At 26.4% G+C, this 19,512-nt stretch carries 21 protein-coding genes and 3 pseudogenes; 7 read left to right on the top strand and 17 right to left on the bottom strand.

Annotated features, from left to right (window positions below; genetic code table 11):
- Positions 1-10 precede the first annotated feature (10 nt).
- The 7 genes and pseudogenes from DJ007_RS10390 to DJ007_RS10360 all read right to left on the bottom strand — a co-directional run bounded on the left by DJ007_RS10390 (position 11) and on the right by DJ007_RS10360 (position 5,183).
- Positions 11-1,075 (bottom strand): cyclic nucleotide-binding domain-containing protein, encoded by a 1,065-nt coding sequence (locus DJ007_RS10390; RefSeq protein WP_129409495.1) that lies wholly within the window; start codon positions 1,073-1,075, stop codon positions 11-13.
- Between the two features lie 74 nt (positions 1,076-1,149).
- Entirely contained in the window at positions 1,150-1,548 is a 399-nt protein-coding gene (locus DJ007_RS10385) for a secondary thiamine-phosphate synthase enzyme YjbQ (RefSeq protein WP_129409494.1), read from the bottom strand.
- A 10-nt stretch (positions 1,549-1,558) separates the two neighbouring features.
- Positions 1,559-1,849 carry a DUF1374 domain-containing protein gene (locus tag DJ007_RS10380; protein WP_129409493.1) on the bottom strand — a complete coding sequence of 97 codons (291 nt, stop codon included), beginning with the start codon at positions 1,847-1,849 and terminating at the stop codon, positions 1,559-1,561.
- 5 nt (positions 1,850-1,854) lie between these two features.
- Positions 1,855-2,678: pseudogene (minD, locus tag DJ007_RS10375) on the bottom strand (septum site-determining protein MinD).
- A 161-nt stretch (positions 2,679-2,839) separates the two neighbouring features.
- Complete coding sequence (locus DJ007_RS10370; RefSeq protein ID WP_129409492.1) at positions 2,840-3,022, bottom strand: ferredoxin; 183 nt, start codon at positions 3,020-3,022, stop codon at positions 2,840-2,842.
- 81 nt (positions 3,023-3,103) lie between these two features.
- Entirely contained in the window at positions 3,104-4,033 is a 930-nt protein-coding gene (locus DJ007_RS10365) for a D-2-hydroxyacid dehydrogenase (RefSeq protein ID WP_129409491.1), read from the bottom strand.
- A gap of 1 nt (position 4,034) precedes the next feature.
- Positions 4,035-5,183, bottom strand: a complete 1,149-nt coding sequence (locus DJ007_RS10360) for a pyridoxal-phosphate-dependent aminotransferase family protein (protein ID WP_129409490.1) — start codon at positions 5,181-5,183, stop codon at positions 4,035-4,037.
- A 210-nt stretch (positions 5,184-5,393) separates the two neighbouring features.
- Between DJ007_RS10360 and DJ007_RS10355 the strand changes: the two genes are divergently transcribed.
- The 6 genes from DJ007_RS10355 (at position 5,394) to DJ007_RS10330 (ending at position 9,987) form a co-directional block, all read left to right on the top strand.
- Positions 5,394-5,984, top strand: a complete 591-nt coding sequence (locus DJ007_RS10355; protein WP_240739494.1) for an isochorismatase family protein — start codon at positions 5,394-5,396, stop codon at positions 5,982-5,984.
- A gap of 156 nt (positions 5,985-6,140) precedes the next feature.
- Positions 6,141-6,500 carry a DUF2089 domain-containing protein gene (locus tag DJ007_RS10350; protein WP_240739493.1) on the top strand — a complete coding sequence of 120 codons (360 nt, stop codon included), beginning with the start codon at positions 6,141-6,143 and terminating at the stop codon, positions 6,498-6,500.
- Positions 6,478-7,098 (top strand): DUF4097 family beta strand repeat-containing protein, encoded by a 621-nt coding sequence (locus DJ007_RS10345; protein WP_129409489.1) that lies wholly within the window; start codon positions 6,478-6,480, stop codon positions 7,096-7,098. Before DJ007_RS10350 ends, DJ007_RS10345 begins: the two co-directional genes overlap by 23 nt.
- 77 nt (positions 7,099-7,175) lie before the next feature.
- Positions 7,176-7,382 (top strand): hypothetical protein, encoded by a 207-nt coding sequence (locus DJ007_RS10340; RefSeq protein ID WP_129409488.1) that lies wholly within the window; start codon positions 7,176-7,178, stop codon positions 7,380-7,382.
- Positions 7,379-7,570 (top strand): hypothetical protein, encoded by a 192-nt coding sequence (locus DJ007_RS10335; protein WP_129409487.1) that lies wholly within the window; start codon positions 7,379-7,381, stop codon positions 7,568-7,570. Before DJ007_RS10340 ends, DJ007_RS10335 begins: the two co-directional genes overlap by 4 nt.
- Before the next feature lie 71 nt (positions 7,571-7,641).
- Positions 7,642-9,987 carry a M1 family aminopeptidase gene (locus DJ007_RS10330; protein ID WP_129409486.1) on the top strand — a complete coding sequence of 782 codons (2,346 nt, stop codon included), beginning with the start codon at positions 7,642-7,644 and terminating at the stop codon, positions 9,985-9,987.
- Between the two features lie 104 nt (positions 9,988-10,091).
- Here the strand turns inward: DJ007_RS10330 and wecB are convergent.
- The 8 genes and pseudogenes from wecB to DJ007_RS10290 form a co-directional block, all read right to left on the bottom strand.
- Positions 10,092-11,212, bottom strand: a pseudogene (wecB, locus tag DJ007_RS20840) (non-hydrolyzing UDP-N-acetylglucosamine 2-epimerase).
- A 1-nt stretch (position 11,213) separates the two neighbouring features.
- Positions 11,214-11,882 (bottom strand): ERCC4 domain-containing protein, encoded by a 669-nt coding sequence (locus tag DJ007_RS10320; RefSeq protein WP_129409485.1) that lies wholly within the window; start codon positions 11,880-11,882, stop codon positions 11,214-11,216.
- A gap of 715 nt (positions 11,883-12,597) precedes the next feature.
- The gene (locus tag DJ007_RS10315; RefSeq protein ID WP_129409484.1) at positions 12,598-12,957 is read right to left on the bottom strand and encodes a hypothetical protein; all 360 of its coding nucleotides are present in this window, start codon (positions 12,955-12,957) and stop codon (positions 12,598-12,600) included.
- An 11-nt stretch (positions 12,958-12,968) separates the two neighbouring features.
- Positions 12,969-13,649, bottom strand: coding sequence for a hypothetical protein (locus tag DJ007_RS10310; protein ID WP_129409483.1), 681 nt, complete (start codon positions 13,647-13,649; stop codon positions 12,969-12,971).
- 25 nt (positions 13,650-13,674) lie between these two features.
- A complete protein-coding gene (locus DJ007_RS10305; protein ID WP_129409482.1) occupies positions 13,675-14,205 on the bottom strand; it encodes a hypothetical protein in 531 nt (176 codons plus the stop codon).
- A gap of 89 nt (positions 14,206-14,294) precedes the next feature.
- Positions 14,295-15,053, bottom strand: a complete 759-nt coding sequence (locus DJ007_RS10300) for a hypothetical protein (RefSeq protein ID WP_206076313.1) — start codon at positions 15,051-15,053, stop codon at positions 14,295-14,297.
- Positions 15,032-15,594, bottom strand: a pseudogene (locus DJ007_RS10295) (DUF4416 family protein). The gene DJ007_RS10300 and the pseudogene DJ007_RS10295 overlap by 22 nt, the downstream one beginning before the upstream one ends.
- Positions 15,581-17,932, bottom strand: a complete 2,352-nt coding sequence (locus DJ007_RS10290) for a CBS domain-containing protein (RefSeq protein ID WP_129409480.1) — start codon at positions 17,930-17,932, stop codon at positions 15,581-15,583. The pseudogene DJ007_RS10295 and the gene DJ007_RS10290 overlap by 14 nt, the downstream one beginning before the upstream one ends.
- Before the next feature lie 104 nt (positions 17,933-18,036).
- On the opposite strand from DJ007_RS10290, the gene DJ007_RS10285 reads away from it, so the two are divergent.
- A complete protein-coding gene (locus DJ007_RS10285; RefSeq protein WP_129409479.1) occupies positions 18,037-18,588 on the top strand; it encodes a hypothetical protein in 552 nt (183 codons plus the stop codon).
- Here DJ007_RS10285 and DJ007_RS10280 read toward each other — a convergent pair.
- Positions 18,579-18,953 carry a late competence development ComFB family protein gene (locus DJ007_RS10280; RefSeq protein ID WP_129409478.1) on the bottom strand — a complete coding sequence of 125 codons (375 nt, stop codon included), beginning with the start codon at positions 18,951-18,953 and terminating at the stop codon, positions 18,579-18,581. The two genes, DJ007_RS10285 and DJ007_RS10280, sit on opposite strands and share 10 nt — an antisense overlap.
- Before the next feature lies 1 nt (position 18,954).
- Positions 18,955-19,509, bottom strand: coding sequence for a 16S rRNA (guanine(966)-N(2))-methyltransferase RsmD (gene rsmD / locus DJ007_RS10275; RefSeq protein WP_129409477.1), 555 nt, complete (start codon positions 19,507-19,509; stop codon positions 18,955-18,957).
- Positions 19,510-19,512: the final 3 nt, after the last annotated feature.

The following is a 19,512-nucleotide window of genomic DNA, read 5'->3' as shown; positions in this document are numbered from 1 at the left end:
TCATGCTGATTTAACAAATTTTTTGAAAATCTACTCTATATATAAGTGCTTTCAATATATTTTTACCCAACAAATAGCTTTCTTCAATTAAATTTTCAAAATTTTCGGAATCAATTAAAATCATTTGTAATGGTGTTTTAGTAAAAACAGTTGCTGTCCTTTTTATGCTCTGCAAAACTGCAATTTCACCTACAATTTCTCCTTCTGTTAATATATTTAACAGAATTTCTGTATTATTTTCAATAAATCGTGAAACATAAATATTACCACTTAAAATTAAAAAAGACCAATCTCCTTCTTCACCTTCATAAAATAAAACAGTATTACCTGGAATCAAATATCCTTTTTTAAAGTATGTTATATATGTTTTTTCTAATTCATTTTCCTTTAAAATATTTTTTAGTATTTTAAAGGAAAATAAGGATTCTAAAAAATCATATTTGTATTTAATCTTTTCAAATAACTCATTAGCCTTTTTTTTATCTAAAAAAAACATACAATATATTTTCCATATATCAATTTCTGCTTTAAAAAAAGAATCTTTTATCTCATTCAAATCTATTTTATTAAGGATATCTAACGCATCTTCTATTTCTTTTTCCAATATTTTTTCCCTTGCAAAAATATAATTTTGAATAAACTTATCTTTAAAATAATTCCAATTATATCTATATATTTTTTTAAAAATTTTCTTTGTTTCCTGAGCTGTATATATTTTTTCTTCATGTGAGCGTAAAAATTTTGATGAAATTTTTTTATTCATATTAATAAGCATATTTATCCTTTTCTCAATAGCTAATTTTAATAGTTCTTTATTTTGAGCCAAATATTCATTTGCTTCATTTAAATCATCTATAATTAAAATTTCACTATTTCTTACATTTTTTAAAGATTCATTTGTCCTTATACCAAACAAAAATTCTTCTGAAAATATTCCTTTATTAATATATATTTTTCTATAATTACAAAAATGCGATTGACATAATAAATCGCCCTTTTTTAACACTATAAGTCCTATTGAATATTCATTTTCATCTTGAATACTTTTTTCTTCAGAAAATTTTAATTTCTCCATAAAATTCACACCCTATTAAATTATACTCTATTAATTTAACAAAATCAATATAAAAAAAGCGGGATGGTTCCCGCCTAATCGCTTATTAATTTGATGAAAAATTTTCTTTGTCTTGGTCCATCAAACTCACAAAAATATATTCCTTGCCATGTTCCCAATAATATATCATTATCTTTTATTATTACAGTTAAAGAAGGTCCAACCAATGTTGATTTAATATGTGAATCAGAATTTCCTTCAAGATGAGTAAAATAAGATTCTGATGGAATTAATTTATTTAAAAATTCCTTCATATCTCTTTTTACAGATGGATCTGCATTTTCGTTTATTGTAATGCCTGCCGTGGTATGTGGTACAAAAATTATGGCAATTCCATTTTTTATTTTACTTTCTTTTATAAAATTTCTTATAACATGGGTAATATCAATAAATTCATTTCTATGTGATGTCGAAATAAAAAATTCTTTCAACATATTCTTCACCTCATCTAAAAAAAATATTAGTCACTATAGTATAACCATTTTCATCTTTGCTGATATGAACCTTTACGTTTTTCCCATCTATTTTGGCTTTTTTTCTTACATATTCTCTGATTACTTTTGAAACTTCATTTGCATTAATATTAAAATTATATCTATCTACAACAGCAACATTGCTTTCTTCTTTCATGGAAAGATTTGATATGTTTTCTCTTCTATTACCAACAAGACTTTGCATCCTTTTTAATGCAACATCTCTACTAGCTTTCTTTTTACCAAAATTAAACCAACCCATTCATATCACCTGCCACCAAACATCTTTTGCAGGAATCCCATAAAACCTTTTCTTGAATCGTCCTTTAAAAGTGCAAAATCGTTTTCTATTGGATTTTCCTTTCCAGCAATCCTTTGTGCAATATTCATAAATATATTTGAAATTCTCGAATTATCTTCCAATGTTACTGGAACACCTTTATTAGTTGCAATAATTATTTCTTCACTATCTGGAACAACTCCTAACAACTCAACAGCCAACCCTGTTCTAATATCTTCAGGAGAAAGCATTTCGTTTTTATTTATCATATGAAGTTTCACTCTATTAACTATCAAGGAAATATTATCTTCATTAAACTTTTCATTCTCTAATAATCCTATAACTCTATCTGCATCACTTATAGCAGTCAATTCAGGTGTCGTTACAACAATAGCATGTTGTGCTGCTACAACTGCATTTTTAAAGCCCCTTTCAATACCGGCCGGAGAATCCACAATAACATAATCAAAATGTTTTGATAATTCATTTACTATCATTTTCATATCTTCAGGTGATATCATATCCTTATTTGCAATCTGAGATGATGCTAATAAATTTAATTTTTTAATCTGTTTATGTTTAACAACCGCTTCTATTGGTGATTTACCACCTTTTACAACATCTAAAATAGTATAAACAATCCTATTTTCAAGTCCTAAAACTAAATCCAGATTTTTTAATCCTATATCTGCATCAATTAAACATACATCATATCCCATTAAAGCCAGAGAAGCACCTATATTAGCGGAAACGGTTGTTTTTCCTACTCCCCCTTCCCCGAAGTAACAACAATAACTTTACTTTTTTTCATAATGCCCCTCCAAAACTTATATTTAAATTTCATTACATATTATACAACATTTTTTTAAAATATCAAAACTTATAATTCATACTTCACGGAATGCAGTATCTTCGCAAAGCGAAAGCTTTATTGAAACAAAAAAGGCCAACCGTTAAAGTTGGCCTTTAAAGTTATTCTTCAACTGAAATAGCTTGTGTTGGACAGGAATCTGCAGCGTCTTGTGCACAAGGTAAATCTGTTTCAGCTACTAATGTTTCAGCTTTACCTTCGTCATTAATTTTAAATACATCTGGACATAAATTTTCACATACTCCACATCCGATACATGCATCTTGATCAACGAATACTTTCACCCTAAACACCTCCATTTATTAAAATAACTATATGTATTATAACTCAAAAAGTCTCAAAGAATATTAAAAGAATTTAACAAATTACATATTTTTTACTATATCTACAATTTTATCCACTAATTCTAAACCTACTCTTCTTTGTGCTTCTTTAGTAGTTGCACCAATATGAGGTGTAGCTACAACCATAGGATGTTTTAGTAATTTCAATTGTAATTCTGAAGTTGGCGGTTCTTCTTCAAAAACATCTAACCCTGCACCCAATACTTTTCCATTTTCTAAATATTTTAATAATGCTTTTTCATCAATTACTCCACCACGAGCTGCATTTATAATAATTACATTATCTTTCATCATTTCAAACTCATTTTCAGAAATCAAATGTTTTGTTTTTTCATTTAAAGGAACATGTAAAGTAATAATATCTGAATTTTTAATTAGTTCTTCAAATGAAACTTGTTTTACATTATGTTCTTTTTGAACTTCTTCAGGAATTTCAAAAACATCGAATACTAGTACTTCCATATCAAATCCTGTCACTAATTTTCTAACCAATTTACCGATATGTCCAAATCCTACAATTCCTAAAGTTTTTCCACTTAATTCATAACCTTTTAATTTTTTCTTTTCCCACTTACCTTCCCTAAGAGTAACTGTTCCTGTAACAAGATGTCTGTATATAGATAATATATATCCAACAACAAGTTCAGCAACAGATAATGAATTTGCTCCAGGAGTGTTTATAACTTTTATATTGTGCTCTTTAGCAGCATCCAGGTCTACATTGTCTAATCCCATTCCTGCACGTGCAATCAATTTTAATTTTTTTCCACTTTCAATAATTTCCTTAGTAGCTTTTGTAGCACTTCTAATTATTAAAACATCAAAATCCTTAACCTTTTCTTTTAAAATATCTTTATCAAAGTGTTCTATTGTAATTTTAGCATCTGGTAAAGCTTTTTTCAATTTTTCTGTAGCTTCTTCAGCTAATGGATCATTAATATGTATCCACATATTAAACACCTTCTTTCATAAATACTTCTTGTGCTGCTTTTACGCCTGAACCTAATTCTACATCATAACCAAATTTCTTTAAAGCCATTTCTAAAGCACTAATACCAACTATAACATCGTATTTAGACATATAACCTAAATGAGCAATTCTTATTATTTTTCCTTTTAAGTGTGCTTGACCGCCAGCAAAGGTAACTCCTTCTTCATCTCTTAAATATTTTAAGATTTTTCCACCATCAACTCCTTCTGGAACTTTTACAGAGGTTAAAACATTTCCGGGCCTTTTTGCGAATAATTCTAATCCCATAGCCTGAACAGCTGCTCTTGTTGCATCTGCCATAATTCTATGTCTTTCCCAGACATTTTCAATTCCTTCTTCTTCAATCATTTGAACAGATTTAGCTAATTGATATACTAAATTTACTGGTGGTGTATAAGGAGAATCCGGGTATTTTTTCTTATATGCTTTTAAATCAAAATAATAATGATGGTTTTTATTTTCATCTATAACTTTCCATGCTTTTTCACTAACGCTAATTAATGCAATTCCAGGAGGCATCATAAATCCTTTTTGAACACCAGTAACAACAATATCTAAATTCCATTCATCCATTTTTAATGGTTGTGCTAACATACCACTGATAGCGTCTACAGCAATAATAGCATTTGTTTCTTTTACTATATCCGCAATTTCTTTTATTGGATGAATTGTACCAGTTGATGTTTCACTTAATGTTGTGAATACAGCTTTTGTATCTGGATTTTTTTCTAATAATTCTTTAATTGTTTCTGGTTTTACATACTCTCCCCATTCCAAATCAACTACAATAGGGTCAATTCCATAAGCTTTACAAATTTCCATCCATCTTTCCCCAAATTTTCCGGCAACAACCACAATAGCTTTATCTCCAGGATTTAACGTATTTGCAACTGCTGTCTCCATTGCACCAGTACCTGATGAAGATAGAATAAAAACGGGATTTTTTGTTTGGAAAATATATTGTGCCCCATCTAAAGCAATTTTTTGAATTTCTAAATACTGAGGTGTTCTGTGATGAATAGTATCTTTAGCTCCTTCTAAAAGTAAGTCAATTGGAACTGGTGTTGGTCCAGGTGCCAACAAATAATTTTTCCTTATCATTTTTGCCATATATAACCCTCCCTTAAAATTTAGTATTTACCAATTTTGATTATACCATACTTATTATTTTTTAAAAACCCTTCATATAACCAAAAAAAAGTGAATTTTACGAGATAATGAAATTTTCTTCATCATATTCGTGTTTTTCTAATTTTTGCAATTTAAAATATAAATAGTATAATTAAATATACAAATTTAGAAACAAAAGAGGTGATATGTGTGGATATTATAGAAAAATTAAAAAATATGGGATTTAATGCAGAATATACAGCTATTTTATGTGTCGATTGCCAAAATGGTTTTACTTTACGTTGCCCTAATGAATTACCAGTAGAAGGAACTGATGAAAAATGGATAAGTTCTGTCAATAATTTTTTGAATATAGCTAAAGAAAATAATTATTTAATAGTTGCAAGCAAAGATGATCATCCAGAAAATCATATTTCTTTTGAAACATGGCCACCACATTGTATAAAAGGAACATATGGAAATGAACTTTTTATAAATACATATGATTTTCTTGTCAAAAAAGGGACTTTAGAAAATACTGATAGCTATTCTGCTTTCTATGAAGATTTTAAAGCCAGAAGAGAGAATGGATTGGAGAATATATTAAATGAACACAAAATAAAAAAACTTGTGATATTAGGATTAGCAGGTGATGTTTGCGTATTAGAAACTATAAAAACAGCAATGGATAGAGGTTTCGATATTGTAGTAATAAATGATTATATAAAGAGTGTAAATAAAAAATCTATGGATAAAATTTTAGAATCAGAAAAATTAATGGATAAAATAAAATTTATTTAATTAATCCTTATTTATATTTAAAAATATCGTTTGAAACTTCAAAAAAATAAAAATACCACTTGACTTTTTTAAAGTTAAGTGGTATTATTTTAATATATAGATTTATATATGAGGCGGTGATATTATGAAAAAAAATAGATTAACACGTTGTCCTGTATGTGGGGAGAATTGGTAATTTCAGAATTCAAATGTCCGGAATGTGATGTTACAATTAGAGGGAATTTCCATCTGGATGACTTTGCCAGACTTTCTGATGAACAATTATATTTCTTAAAAATTTTTATAAAAAATCGTGGAAATCTTTCAGATGTACAAAAAGAAATAGGTATTTCTTATCCTACAGCTAAAGCAAGATTAGAAGGAGTTGTTAGAGCTATGGGATTTGCTGAAGAAAAGTCAAATGTAGACACATTAAAAATCTTAGAAAAAATAGAAAAAGGAGAGTTAACTCCTGAAGAAGCAAAAGAAATTTTAAGAGGAAAGAAGGGGAAAAATGAACGGGATTTTGAAACCTGAAAAAAGGGTTAAAGGTATAGTTTTAAACTTTGTAGATGTTGATATCGATATTGTACCGGGAAATGAAAACATCTTTGAATATGAAGATTTTCCAGAAAATATCGAAATAAAAAATTACGTAGAAAATGAGAGATGGTATTTAAGTGTTAAACCAAAATCTGATTCATTTTTATCAAAAATGTTTGGTTTTTCATTTAATTTTAATTCTGGTGGAAATGTAAAATTAAAAATTAATTCAGATATTTTAGAAATTTTAATAAATAATGTAAATGGTGATGTTTCTTTAAATAAAGTTGCACTTAATAATTTTTATGCTAAAAGCGTTTCCGGAGACATTGGAATATATAATTCAAAAATAAAATATTTAGAATTTTATAGTACAAGTGGTGACTTAGAAAGTGTAAATTCTCCAATTAGTACTTTAGATATAAAAACAGTTTCAGGAGATTGTGAAATTGATTACTTAACAGAAAACTTTAAAGAAGCTAAAATAAAAACAGTTTCAGGAGATATTGATATATTTGTTGTTGGAGAAAAGGAAGTTTTTATAAATAGAAACACCTCCCGTCTGGTGAAATACATACAAATCTCTCTTTAAAATTCAAAAATTCAAAAGAAAGATATATTAATTTCAAAAGTGTAAGTGGTGATTTAACTATCAAAGAACGAAAGAAAATGGAAGATAATAATGTTAGATTTGAAGAAAATAAAGAAATAAAAGTTAATAATTTATTAACTCCTGAAGAACAAAAAATAATAGAATTATATAAAGCAGGTAAAATAAACAGAAATTTTGCGATAGAATTGTTGGAAAATATAGGATATACAGATAATGATGCTAAATCTTTTTTAGATGATTATATTGGTGGAGATAATAAATGAAAAAAGTACTTATATTAATTTTTATAACAATAAATTTATTATCTTTTGCAGCAAATTATGATCTTGATATTAGGTTAATCGAAAGGGATAGGGCAATTTTAGGGTATTTAACTGTTACTCTGGAAAAAGACGAGAATCCATATTTTGCTTTATATCCAAATCTTGATAGTTATGACAACCCTTTGTAAATGCATTATTTGATTCAAAAGAAAAAAGTAAAATTGAAATTATTAAAGTAACAGATAAAGACAATAAAATATTGGATTTTTCTTATGAAGACTATCCTTCGAAAAAATTTCGAAAATATCAACGAAAAAACGGAATATTAAAGGTTAATACCACAGAAAAAGTTATAAAAATTGTATTTAAAACATATTTTTTATACAAAAATACAGCTGATAATGTTGCCTTTGATGATATTTATATCTGGAGATTTGGATGGTATCCTATTGTTATAAATGGAAATAATGATTATTTGCTTCCACATCATAAAGTATCTATAAAAGTTGAAAATAACAATAATTTTATGCCTATAATATCAGGCAAAAAAGTAAAAGATATATATTATTCTGAAGGAAAATATATTTCTATGCCTATAATTTTTATAAAAAAAGATTCATATAACAAATTAACCTTAAATTCAAAAGATTACACTATAAATATCTGGTATAGAAAAGGTCAGGATCAAAGAGCTGCAGTTATGGCAACACATGTTATCAAATCATTAGAATTACATACAAAAGACTTTGGAAAATTGAAATATTCATCTATTAATGTTATACAGGATCCATATCCAGGAATGTATGGTATGGCAGCTGATGGAATGTTTTTATTAGGTGATGGATTTTTCACAACCGCAGATTTAGTTTTACCTGGTTTATTGGAACCTTTAACTTTTTATGTTGTATCACATGAATTAGCACATATGTGGTTCGGTATTGGTGTAGGAGTTGATTTTGCAGATAATAATTTTATGAGTGAATCTTTAGCAGATTATGCTGCTCACATATCGATGTATGAAAAATATGGTGATGATAGATTATATAACATGTATTTACCCGATATTTTAACCGAAAGTTTTTCAAAAACTCTGGTTAAAAATTTTTCAGATCTTGATCAAAAAGGCATATTTAACCTTGGTTATTATAACGTAGAAAATGCCGTTATTGATGATATTGATGAAGTCCCGGCTAATTTTGGAGCTGTTATTTATTATAATAAAGGTAAAAGAGCATTGTTTTCATTGGAAGATTACCTTGGAAGAAAACATTTAACAAATATTCTTAGGGAATATTATAAAAAATATAATGAAAAAAATCCTTCAGAAGATGAATTTGTAGCTTTTTTATCAAAATATGTGAATAAAAATATATTACATGATTTATTCTTTAGTAAGAAAAATTTTGATGCTTCAATTAAGCATAAAGAAGATAAATTAATAGTGGATCTTGATAATATGAAAATACCTACAAAAGTAAGAATATTAACTGAAGAAGGAACAAAAGAATATGTAACAACCGAAAATATGGAATTTAATATTAAAGAGGTTATGAGTATTGACATTGATCCTGAAATGCATACTTTTGATGTAGAACGTCATAATAATCATTATCCATTTTTAATAAAGTCTAATTTAATTGATAATGATGTTTCAAAATATGATGCTTATGAAATTAACTTTAAAACGAATTTTAATATTATAAATAATTACTATAAAAACTCATCTTTTTTATCTTTTGAAAAATATCCTTACTATAATTTTGATTTAGGCTCTTATTATATATATTCTGATTCATTTACTATGCTCGATATGGGAATAGATTCAAATATAAATTTAAATCCTAACCCATGGGTAAATGTAAATTTAAACTATTCTAAAAGTCTTTATTCATCATCTCAGGATCTTAATAGTAGAATTGCTATTTCCATTCCAAATCAATTAGATATAGGGAGTTTTTCAAAAGTGATTGCCGCAACAACTCATTTTATTTTAAATAGTGAGTTTATAGATTTGGATAATTATTATATATCTCCTTCTATAATTTATGAAAATTTGTATAATTTAGGAATATATTTTTCTGGCAGTTATTATTTTATTAATAATAACAAATCATATATCAATGCTTATTCAGTAGATACCGCTTATTTTTTTGATAATTATTTACCATTTTTAAATTCTTTTAGTATAGAAGTGAAATATTCTGATAGTCCTATTTTTAATCCTTTATATGATAAAATCTCATTATTAAACGATACTGGTATAGATACATTACTTTCTCAATTTAACAGTGTAAAAGAGGTATATGGCATTAATCTTGAATTATTTAATTTTTCGGATAATTCTGATAAAAGAATTAATGTGTATAATCTTTTCTCAATAGGTGATACAGATTATACTTTAAATGGAATTTATAAATTAATTGATTATGATAATTTGTTTGGAATATCTTTTGATATTTCGCCAGAAATATATTTTATAACTGATGCCAATATACCTATTAATTTAGAATTTGGAGCATATTATTTACCATCAAAAGATTTATATTCAATTACTTTCTCATTATCAACAACCCTTGACACAACAATCAGAAATATTATTAAATAACAAATGCCAGCTTTGCTGGCATTTGTTATTTAATACAAAAAACTAAAAAAATTTTATTCCTAAATCTTTTGCTTCGCGAAATATAATGCCAGCTCTTGCTGGCATTATATTTTGAATTCTTCAACTTTTTGATTTAATAATATTTTTGCTATTCTTAAAGATGCTTTACCATCCCCAAATGGATTTCTTGCCTTTGCCATTTTTGAATAAAATTCATTATCAAAAGTCAATTTTTCCATATATTCTAAAACAGTTTCTTTATCTGTTCCAATTAATTTTGCTGTTCCCGCTTCTATTGCTTCAGGTCTTTCTGTGGTTTTCCTTAGAACTAATGTTGGTTTTCCTAACGCTGGGGCTTCTTCCTGTATTCCGCCAGAATCTGTCATTATAAAGAAAGATCCTGCCATCAAAGCAGTGAATTCTAAATATTCAACTGGATCTATCAAAATTGCATTTTCTAAATCTTCTAATTCTGGAAAAACAATTTCTCTTACTGCTGGGTTTAAATGAACAGGAAAGACTAAATATATATCCTTGTTTTTCAATAAAAATTCTTTTACTGCTTCCATAACGTTTTTCATTGGTTCTCCCCAATTTTCTCTTCTATGCATTGTCATTAATATATATTTTTTATTTTTATATTATATTTTTCTTGTATTTCTTCTATTTTGTCTTTATTTTTTTCTACTACCCATAATAACGCATCTATTACAGTATTTCCTGTTATGTATATTTTATCTTCTGGAATTCTCTCTTTTAACAGATTTTCTTTTGAAGTTTTTGTTGGGGGAAAATGAATTGAACTAATAACACTTGTAAGTCTTCTGTTCATTTCTTCAGGAAATGGGTTATAAATATTGTCCGTTCTTAATCCTGCTTCTATATGACCAACTGGGATTTTATAATAAAATGAAATTAATGCTCCCACAAATGTTGATGTGGTATCTCCCTGAACTAATATATAATCAAAATTTTCATTTTTAAATATTTCATCTAATTTTTCTATTAAGTTCTTTGTTAATTGTGACAATGTCTGCCTATGCGTCATAACATTTAAATCATAATCAGATTTTATTTCAAACAATTCCAATACCTGATCCAACATTTCTCTGTGTTGTGCTGTTGCTATTACTTTTGTATCAATTCCTTGTTTTATTAATTCATGATATACCGGAGCCATTTTTATTGCTTCTGGTCTTGTCCCGAATATTAATCCTACTTTCATTTTATTCCTCCTTTAATTTTTTCCAAAAACTTTTATTTCCCTTTTTTATGAGAGCTATTATTCCTTCATTTCGTAATTCATTCATTACCCTTCTTAACTTTGATTCTGAAATATATTCAAATTTATTTTTTACATCAGAAAATTTAAAATTTTCTGGAAAATAGTTATTTATTGCTTTTTTTACTTCCAGATATATATCCCCTGCCTGTTGAGAAGGTTTATATTCCTCAACTATTTCAGCTATTTTATAATGTGGAGCATCTTCTCTATGAGATTTTACAGCTTCAAAAAATTTATATGTCCATTGATTGGCCAATTTTCTATTTCCACCAAATACTATAATAAGTTCAGGATGATAGGCATATAGTTCTGCAATAGCTTTTTGCATAAAAGAACTATTATAATATTTTTCCTTTATTTTATTAGGGTTTAAAAAATCTGAGTAATTTGCTTCAATAACCAGTGCAGGATTTTTATATGCTTTTAAATTTACAAGATGTTGATGAAAATAGGCCATTCGTGAAAATTCCCTTAATATATTTTCAAATGTTTTTCTTTCTACTATAGAAAGAATTTCATCATTATCAACCAGAGCATAGTCACCTATAGGTAATCTTCTTTTATAACAGTTGATTTTGGAAATTTCCAGGGTATTTTTCGTTTGTATCAATAATTATTTGCAATGTTTCATGATAATATGTGGTTAACTTTACTCTCGGTTTATTTTGTTTTAATCCTATTTCGGTTCTCCAGGAAATTTGTTCATATTCACCGGGTTTCGTTTTATATTTCTTTTTCAAAAATAGAAAATCACATCTTTTTCTTTTTCTCTATCAAGCACCATCACCAGTCTTTTACCCAAACGTTCTAAATACAATATGGGTACCTTTTCTATTATTTTTTCTGGTGAAGGAATAATATTCTCTTTTTCTCTAATACAAAAGATATGGCCTTTTTGACCGGGCCATTTTTCTTGAACCTTTAATGAGAGCAGAATTTTATTATTTTGAATAATGGTTAATTTATATGGAAATTTTTCATTATCTCTTTTTTCAAGTATAAAAAAGCATTTTTCACTTTAATCACCAACTTTTATATTTATATCATATATGCTTTTAAAATTGAATATTATATTGTAATTTCAAATCGATAATATTCAGCCTATTCAATTTAAAATTCAATAAAATTTTTTTTGTATTTAGAATAAAAGTAGTATAATAATATTCTGTTTTATCACCATATGGTCCTTCCATGTATCCGTATTTCCTTTTAAATTAGTATCAAAGTAAGATGTATTTAAATTTATTTCTCCCTGAACCACTTTTTCAAATATTATTTTTATATCTATATTATTTTTAGATATTCAACTGATGTCAGTTGGCTTTCTATACCACTTCCATAATCATATCCATAGGGATATCATAAATTTTATTATTATCAATATATCTACCTGTAAATTTTAATAATTCTTGCCATCTATTATACATCCAGGAGTAAATTTTGTATTTTTCAGCTTTTATATTAACATATCCATCAAAAACATTATAAGCATATTGAATACCATATCCCCATGCAAATGCGGTAGGTTTATAGCTTTCTGCTCCTGCTTCAGTTAAAGGAACTACATAATCATCCATAGCAAATTCTCCATATATCTTAAAACCTGCTATAGGTACTATTTCTCCATCTACAGCAAATAACGCATTTGAATATCCTTCACCATATGTATTATGTAGTATATTCATAAAATTCAAATCTACAAGATCGGGAAACTTGCCCCGATTAAATTTAATTCATTAAAAGATATTCTAAAAAATTTAATAGGCTTTAAATCAAGTCGATGAATTAATAAAGTTTTAAAAGGATCATCGTACCCAATTCCAATGCTTCTTCTGTCAGAGTTGCTATCTATAGCCATTTTTTGAATATTTTTTTCCTCTTCAGTAAGATAAGAATTAAAGGAATAAGCACCAAAATATATTCCCATATCTCCTAATAAAAAATCAGTGGTAAAACCTCCCGTAATACCATCCACATATGGTAAAGAATCCGAAAAAAATACACCATGTTCCAGTAATGACCAATCTACCTTATATCTACCCAAAATAAACCAAAATGAATTTATTTTTTTTCCATAATACAATTCTAATTTTAAATTGTTTCCTTTAGTTATATCAATATATAATCCTGAATTATTGTTTTTGACTCCAAAAAATGGTACCAATTTATAATCATCTGAAAAAATATAAGGAAGATAAATTGAAACATTTGTTTTAAATATTTCATTAGAAGGATATGGTGAAATAGATGTTTCAAGAACTTCATTATGAAGCATTTTTTCAATAATATATATTTTATAATTTATATCATTTTCAAAGTAAAATGAAAAAGTAGTTAGAGATATTATCAACATTATAATTATAAAAATTTTTTTCATTCCAATGCTCCTTAATTTTTTATTTTCATTGAAGTTTTATTGGGAATATAATGAATAAAGAATAATTTTCAAAATTTTCTTCACTATATTTAGTGTCAATATATTTAAATTCCAAACGTCCAGATAAAAGTTTAAAATAACACTTAAACCTTTTATTTAAAATTTGATTCCCATTTGAAATACCATTTTCGTTTTCATATATTATCAAAAAATTATCTGTTGAAAGATAGAGTTGATAAGAATGAACTTTTGAATTTTCATCATATTTAAATCCAAGTGGATAATCATAAAAATATCTTGCACCTGGTTCATTTATGATTTCCAATGATCTATTATATAATCTATTATAAGGAATTTCATCTTCATATATTTCTTTTTCCACCACATAATTTTCGTACATAGCTGAAAAAAAGATATTCTTATATATTTCTAAATTAATTTCTCCTCCATAGCCATAACTATTTTTCTTTTTCAATGGATTGTATGCATCTTGAAAATATACTCTTATATTTTTTGTTTGAAATTGAATATCTATAGAAAGCAGAGCATTATTCACATCAAAAAAGCTTTTTGGAAATTTTCCACCATATAAACCTAATGTTGTAAATCCGAAGTTAAACGGAGTTTTTGTTATATCTATTCTGGTTACCCAGGCTCTTTTAAAGCCATTGTTGCATCTGTAGAAAATTGTTTTTCATACTCAGCTTTGGTCATCATTGGTTGCATTGATATAAAAATATTATTTAAAGAGATGTTATTTAAATAATATTTGAAATTCATATTTTCAAAGTACTTTGAAGCATCGGAAAGAATCAAAGAGTTTTTTAACGGGCCAAGAGAAATTTTTGTCCTACCCAGAATGAAACTCCAGTTATGATTTTTTAAACTTAAATAACTTAAAGATGGCATATCAAGAGTAGTTCTTTTGGATAGTGAAAAATCTTTATAAATATCTAATATACTTAATGAACTATATTTAAAATATGGACTATTCCCTTCTTTAAAATCTGCTATAAACCGCGCATATAATTCATTATTATGATAAAATTCAAATCCAAAATTCATCCATGAATAAAATTCATTATATAAATCACTAAAAAATATTTCATCTTTTTTTAAGGTGTAGTATCCGCCACCATTAAATAACACATTATCCTTTAATCTTTTTTCAAACCCAAATGGAAATTCAAAAATTATATTAGATTTATAATTTTTATCTTCTACATAAAACAAAGGAAATCCGGTATATTGAATACCGGAATTAATATTTTTCGATCTCTGATAATAAAAATCTATACTTCCTGGAAATACTAATTTTGCACTTCCAAAAATAGTAACAATTCCAATCAATAAAAACAAAAAAATACTTATATTTTTCATATTCATCTTTTTCCAGAAAGCCATCTTTTTCTTTTATTGAGATATAGATTTCTTATTTCAGTTAATATATTTTGATATTCTTTATCTTTAAAATTTTGATATGAATGGTCAAATGCTTTCCATTGTTCATATACGTACATCAATGTTATTTCAGCATATATTCCTTTTGAAAGATAAATTCTATTCCCCATGGTTTCGTACTTGCCAGAACAAATTGCATATGGTGAATATAACCTATATCCAAATTAACCTTTCTCTTACCATCAATGGAATATTTGGCTTCTATAGCATTTGTTATGGTTTTAGCATCAGCTAAGAAACCAGGAGAATAAAGGTTTTTAAAACTTATCATTCTAGCTTTAATTTTTACATTTTGTCCCATTTCCATGTTGTAATAATAAGTATATTTTTGAAAATCCAGTTCTTCTGAAATATAATCAACATCTCCAAAATGTTTTTTCAATTCATTTAAAACATTTTCATGATATAACCAATACTCAGTATCTCCAGCAGAAAAAAAATGAATTACATAATTAACTCTATCAACATTTTTAATTTTTCCCATTTTTAACCACCACCTCAAAAGACTTTAATTTTACTTTATATATTCTTTCAAATGTTTTTATCAAAACAGTTCCTGTATTGTTAGTTACAATAATTTTTTCATTTTGACCTAAATTAATATTCTTTTTTTCTAATGGACTTAATTTTTCATTATTAACATAAATAATGTCATTGCTTCTATTTTCTATTTCAACTGGCAATTTTTGCATTGAAGCAATAGTTATTAAATCAGATGAGTCATTAATAATTTTAATAGTAAAAAAAGCTGATATAATTATTAAAATTAAAGCAATTAACACATATATCCTATATTGACTCATTAAATCCCTCACAAAATTTATCAAATATTCTCTTTCATTTTCGATTTTACCATCAAGTTTTTTCATTTTTATTTCTTCCAATATACTACCTACCAATTTTCCTCTAATACCTAAATTTACTATATCTTTTCCATCTATCTTTAAAGTAAAATTATTAATTTTTAACAGATAGGATTTATATTTATCTTTTATTTCTTCTTTCATAAACCCAGAGATAACAATCAACAGTTCATTATCAAAATTATACAATATTTTATAAAAATCTGAATATGCTGATTGCATATTTAATTTATTCAATTGCAAAAGAGATTCTTTTAATCTTTCAAGATTATTTAAAAATTTTTTAGGTAATCCATATCTTTTAAAACTATACAATGCTGCTTGTTCTTCTTCATAAATCAAATATGAATACAGGAACAAATGAAACAATTTTACTTTATAAGTATATTTCGGAATATTTTTTATTACCCAACGATAAAATTCCAGAATTTTTTCAAATATTTTTAACTTACTCTTTTTATATTTAGAATATAAAAACAAATGATCTAAAATATGAAGTTTTCCCATCTCATCTATAGATTCTACTATATTTCTTTCGTTTAGTATTTTTTCAAATTCTTCTCTTAGTCTCATTCCTGTAACCTTTTCAATATAATTACTCTTTACAGCATCTTTTAATAATTCCAGAGTTCTATTCTCAATTTTAAAATTAAAACGTTTTTCAAACCTTATAGCTCTTAATATTCTTGTTGGATCTTCTACAAAACTTAAGTTGTAAAGTATTCTTATAATTCCATTATCCAAATCCTTTTTACATCCGAAAAAGTCAAGTAGAATTCCAAATTCTTCACTATTTAATTTGATAGCCATAGCATTAATAGAAAAATCTCTTCTATATAAGTCCTTTTTTATTGTACTCAATTCAACTTTAGGTAAATCTGCAGGTTTTTCATAATATTCAGTTCTTGCAGTAGCAACATCTATTCTAAAACCATCTTTAAAAAATAATGATCCTGTATGAAATTCACTGTGTTCTACAAATGTTGTTCTTAAATTTTTTGCCGCATATTTTGCATATTTCAATCCATCACCCTCAACCACTATATCTATATCAAAATTTTTTCTATTTAACAGCAAATCCCTGACAAAACCACCAACTACATATACCGGCATATTTAACTCATTACCGTATATCCCAAGCAATCTCAATAAATTCATGTATTTTGGAGGTATAATTTCAACCATTCTTTTTAAAATATTATACTTATGCAGTTCTTCTTCATAATCAACGATGATTTTTGGTTTAGATTTATGATAAACTTTACCTTTTATAAGATCAGACCTTGTTATAATACCAATTAGTGTATTGTTTTTATCAATTACCAGTAATCTACCAATACCATTTTCAAGCATTTTATATCTTACTTCTTCAATTGGCGTATCTGGCAAAACAGAAATAATATTTTTTGTTATTATTTCTTTTACCGGTAATTTAGATAAATTATGATTTATTGCTTTTTCTATATCTTTTCGGGTTATTATTCCTATCAATTCATTTTTTTCAATTACAGGAAATCCGTTATGTCCTGTTTGTATCATTATTCTATATACTTTTTCTATGGGTTCATTAGACAATACAGTTCTTACAGGAAAAGACATTATATCTCTAGCTTTAAGAATGGGAACATATTTTTCTTTTATTTCATTTATAATATCTTTCATCAGTTTCTCAACATTCTTTTCAGAAGTAGTAAATACAGAATTTTGACTATTTCCCTTACTATTAAATTTTTCGAATATATCATTAATATCAATTTCATTACTGTATGAAAAACTCGAAACTTTTGTTCTATCTGTTAATTCGAATATGATTATAATATCAGAGAGTTTTTCACTATGAATTTGTTGCGCATATTCTTTTAAATTATCCACTATTGTTTCGGTATATGTGAAATCTATTTTTAAATGATCTATTGTTATTGTTTTCAGATTTTTTTTTAGTTTACTTAAAATATCCATTTTATCACTCACTTTTCATCATTTTAGAACTTTTTCATTTAAATTTACATCTAAACTATAAATAGTATTTAAACTTTTATAGTTTTTTTAACTGGAGTGATTATATGATTAATATGAAAGTTAATCCTGATAGTGTTAATCCACTTCTGGGATATAGATTAGATCCAGGAGAACCAGGATTGGCTAATTCTGCTCCAGCATCGTTAAGTATTATACGTGTTTTAAGCCAGGAAACTGGAAATTTAATGGCCTTCAAAAAAGAAGCCGCTCGAAATGGCGGATATGTTGTGTATAGTAAAATTTCATTAGATATGCAAAAAAGAGGTGCTTTTTTAGCAGCTGTAGCTGGAAAAACTCAAGCCATAATTATTTATAAAAATAATAATATTGGTAATAAAGAAGATAAAAATAATTCTATAACTAATATCAAAATTGATAATAATAAAAACAAAAAAGACCAAAAAATTAAAAAATTGGAGACACTTATTAACAGGCTAAAAAACTATTTAAATTCTGAAACAGACATTGAAATTAAATCTGAAATAGAAAATAAAATTAAAATACTTGAAAATCAATTAATAATGTTAAAATTAGGAAACTATATTTCAAATCAAAATGAAGAAATACTCGGTATGGTATTTACAGCTTATTTTTGATTCTTATTTTTTTGAATATCATCAAAATGTTTCTCCAGCTCATCCAAGCTTATATTTACTTTCTTATAAACAGATTCTTCTTTTGGATGTGACGGTCTTTCTTTTACCTTTTCCATAGCTTTCAAAACTTCTGTTAACACCTCTGCTCTCATTTGAAATGTATATGTTTCAAGCTCAGAAAAAATCCTTCCTTTTTCAGTTACCACATATTTTGGATGCAAATGATTTAAAGCCAATGCTATTACGTCTGCACGGCACCTGTCGCATACACACATATCTACATTTGGCATACTAAACATTTCATTTGTTATATCTTCAACTAAATGTTCCATCACATTAAAAATATGATACTTTTCTATAATCACCTTATTCACCTTCCTTTAAATAGATGGATAGTTTTATATCACCATAATTATACTCTTTATCAATCATTAAATCACCATATTTTTTTTTCAGTATTTCTCGTTTTGAATGTTCTACAATTATTATAGTATTTTCATCATAAATTTTTTTATTTTCACTTATTTTTTTTAAGGCTTCTTCTGCTAACCCCATCTGAAATGGTGGATCCATAAATATTATATCGTATTTCTCAATTAATTTTACAACAGCTTTTCTAAAATCAGCACAAATTAACTTAATTTTATTATCAATTTTTAGGCTTTTTGCATTTCTTATTATTGTAGAACAGGCTTTTCTTGAAGTTTCAATAATTGTCGCTTTTTCTACACCAGAACTTATAAATTCAAAAGATATAATTCCTGAACCCCCAAATATCTCCAAAGAATTCATTTCCGTCACATCTACAATATTTAATAAAGCCCGTCTAACATTAGCCGGTGTATATCTTGTTCTTTTATCTGAAACTATATTTATTTTTTTCCCTTTTAAAAACCCATTTTCTATTGATAGCACTTTCATCAC

The sequence above is a fragment of the Marinitoga lauensis genome (genome assembly GCF_004135675.1).
Taxonomy (GTDB): domain Bacteria; phylum Thermotogota; class Thermotogae; order Petrotogales; family Petrotogaceae; genus Marinitoga; species Marinitoga lauensis.
Note: the sequence above shows the minus strand (reverse complement) of the source record. Positions and strands in the feature narration are given on the sequence as shown.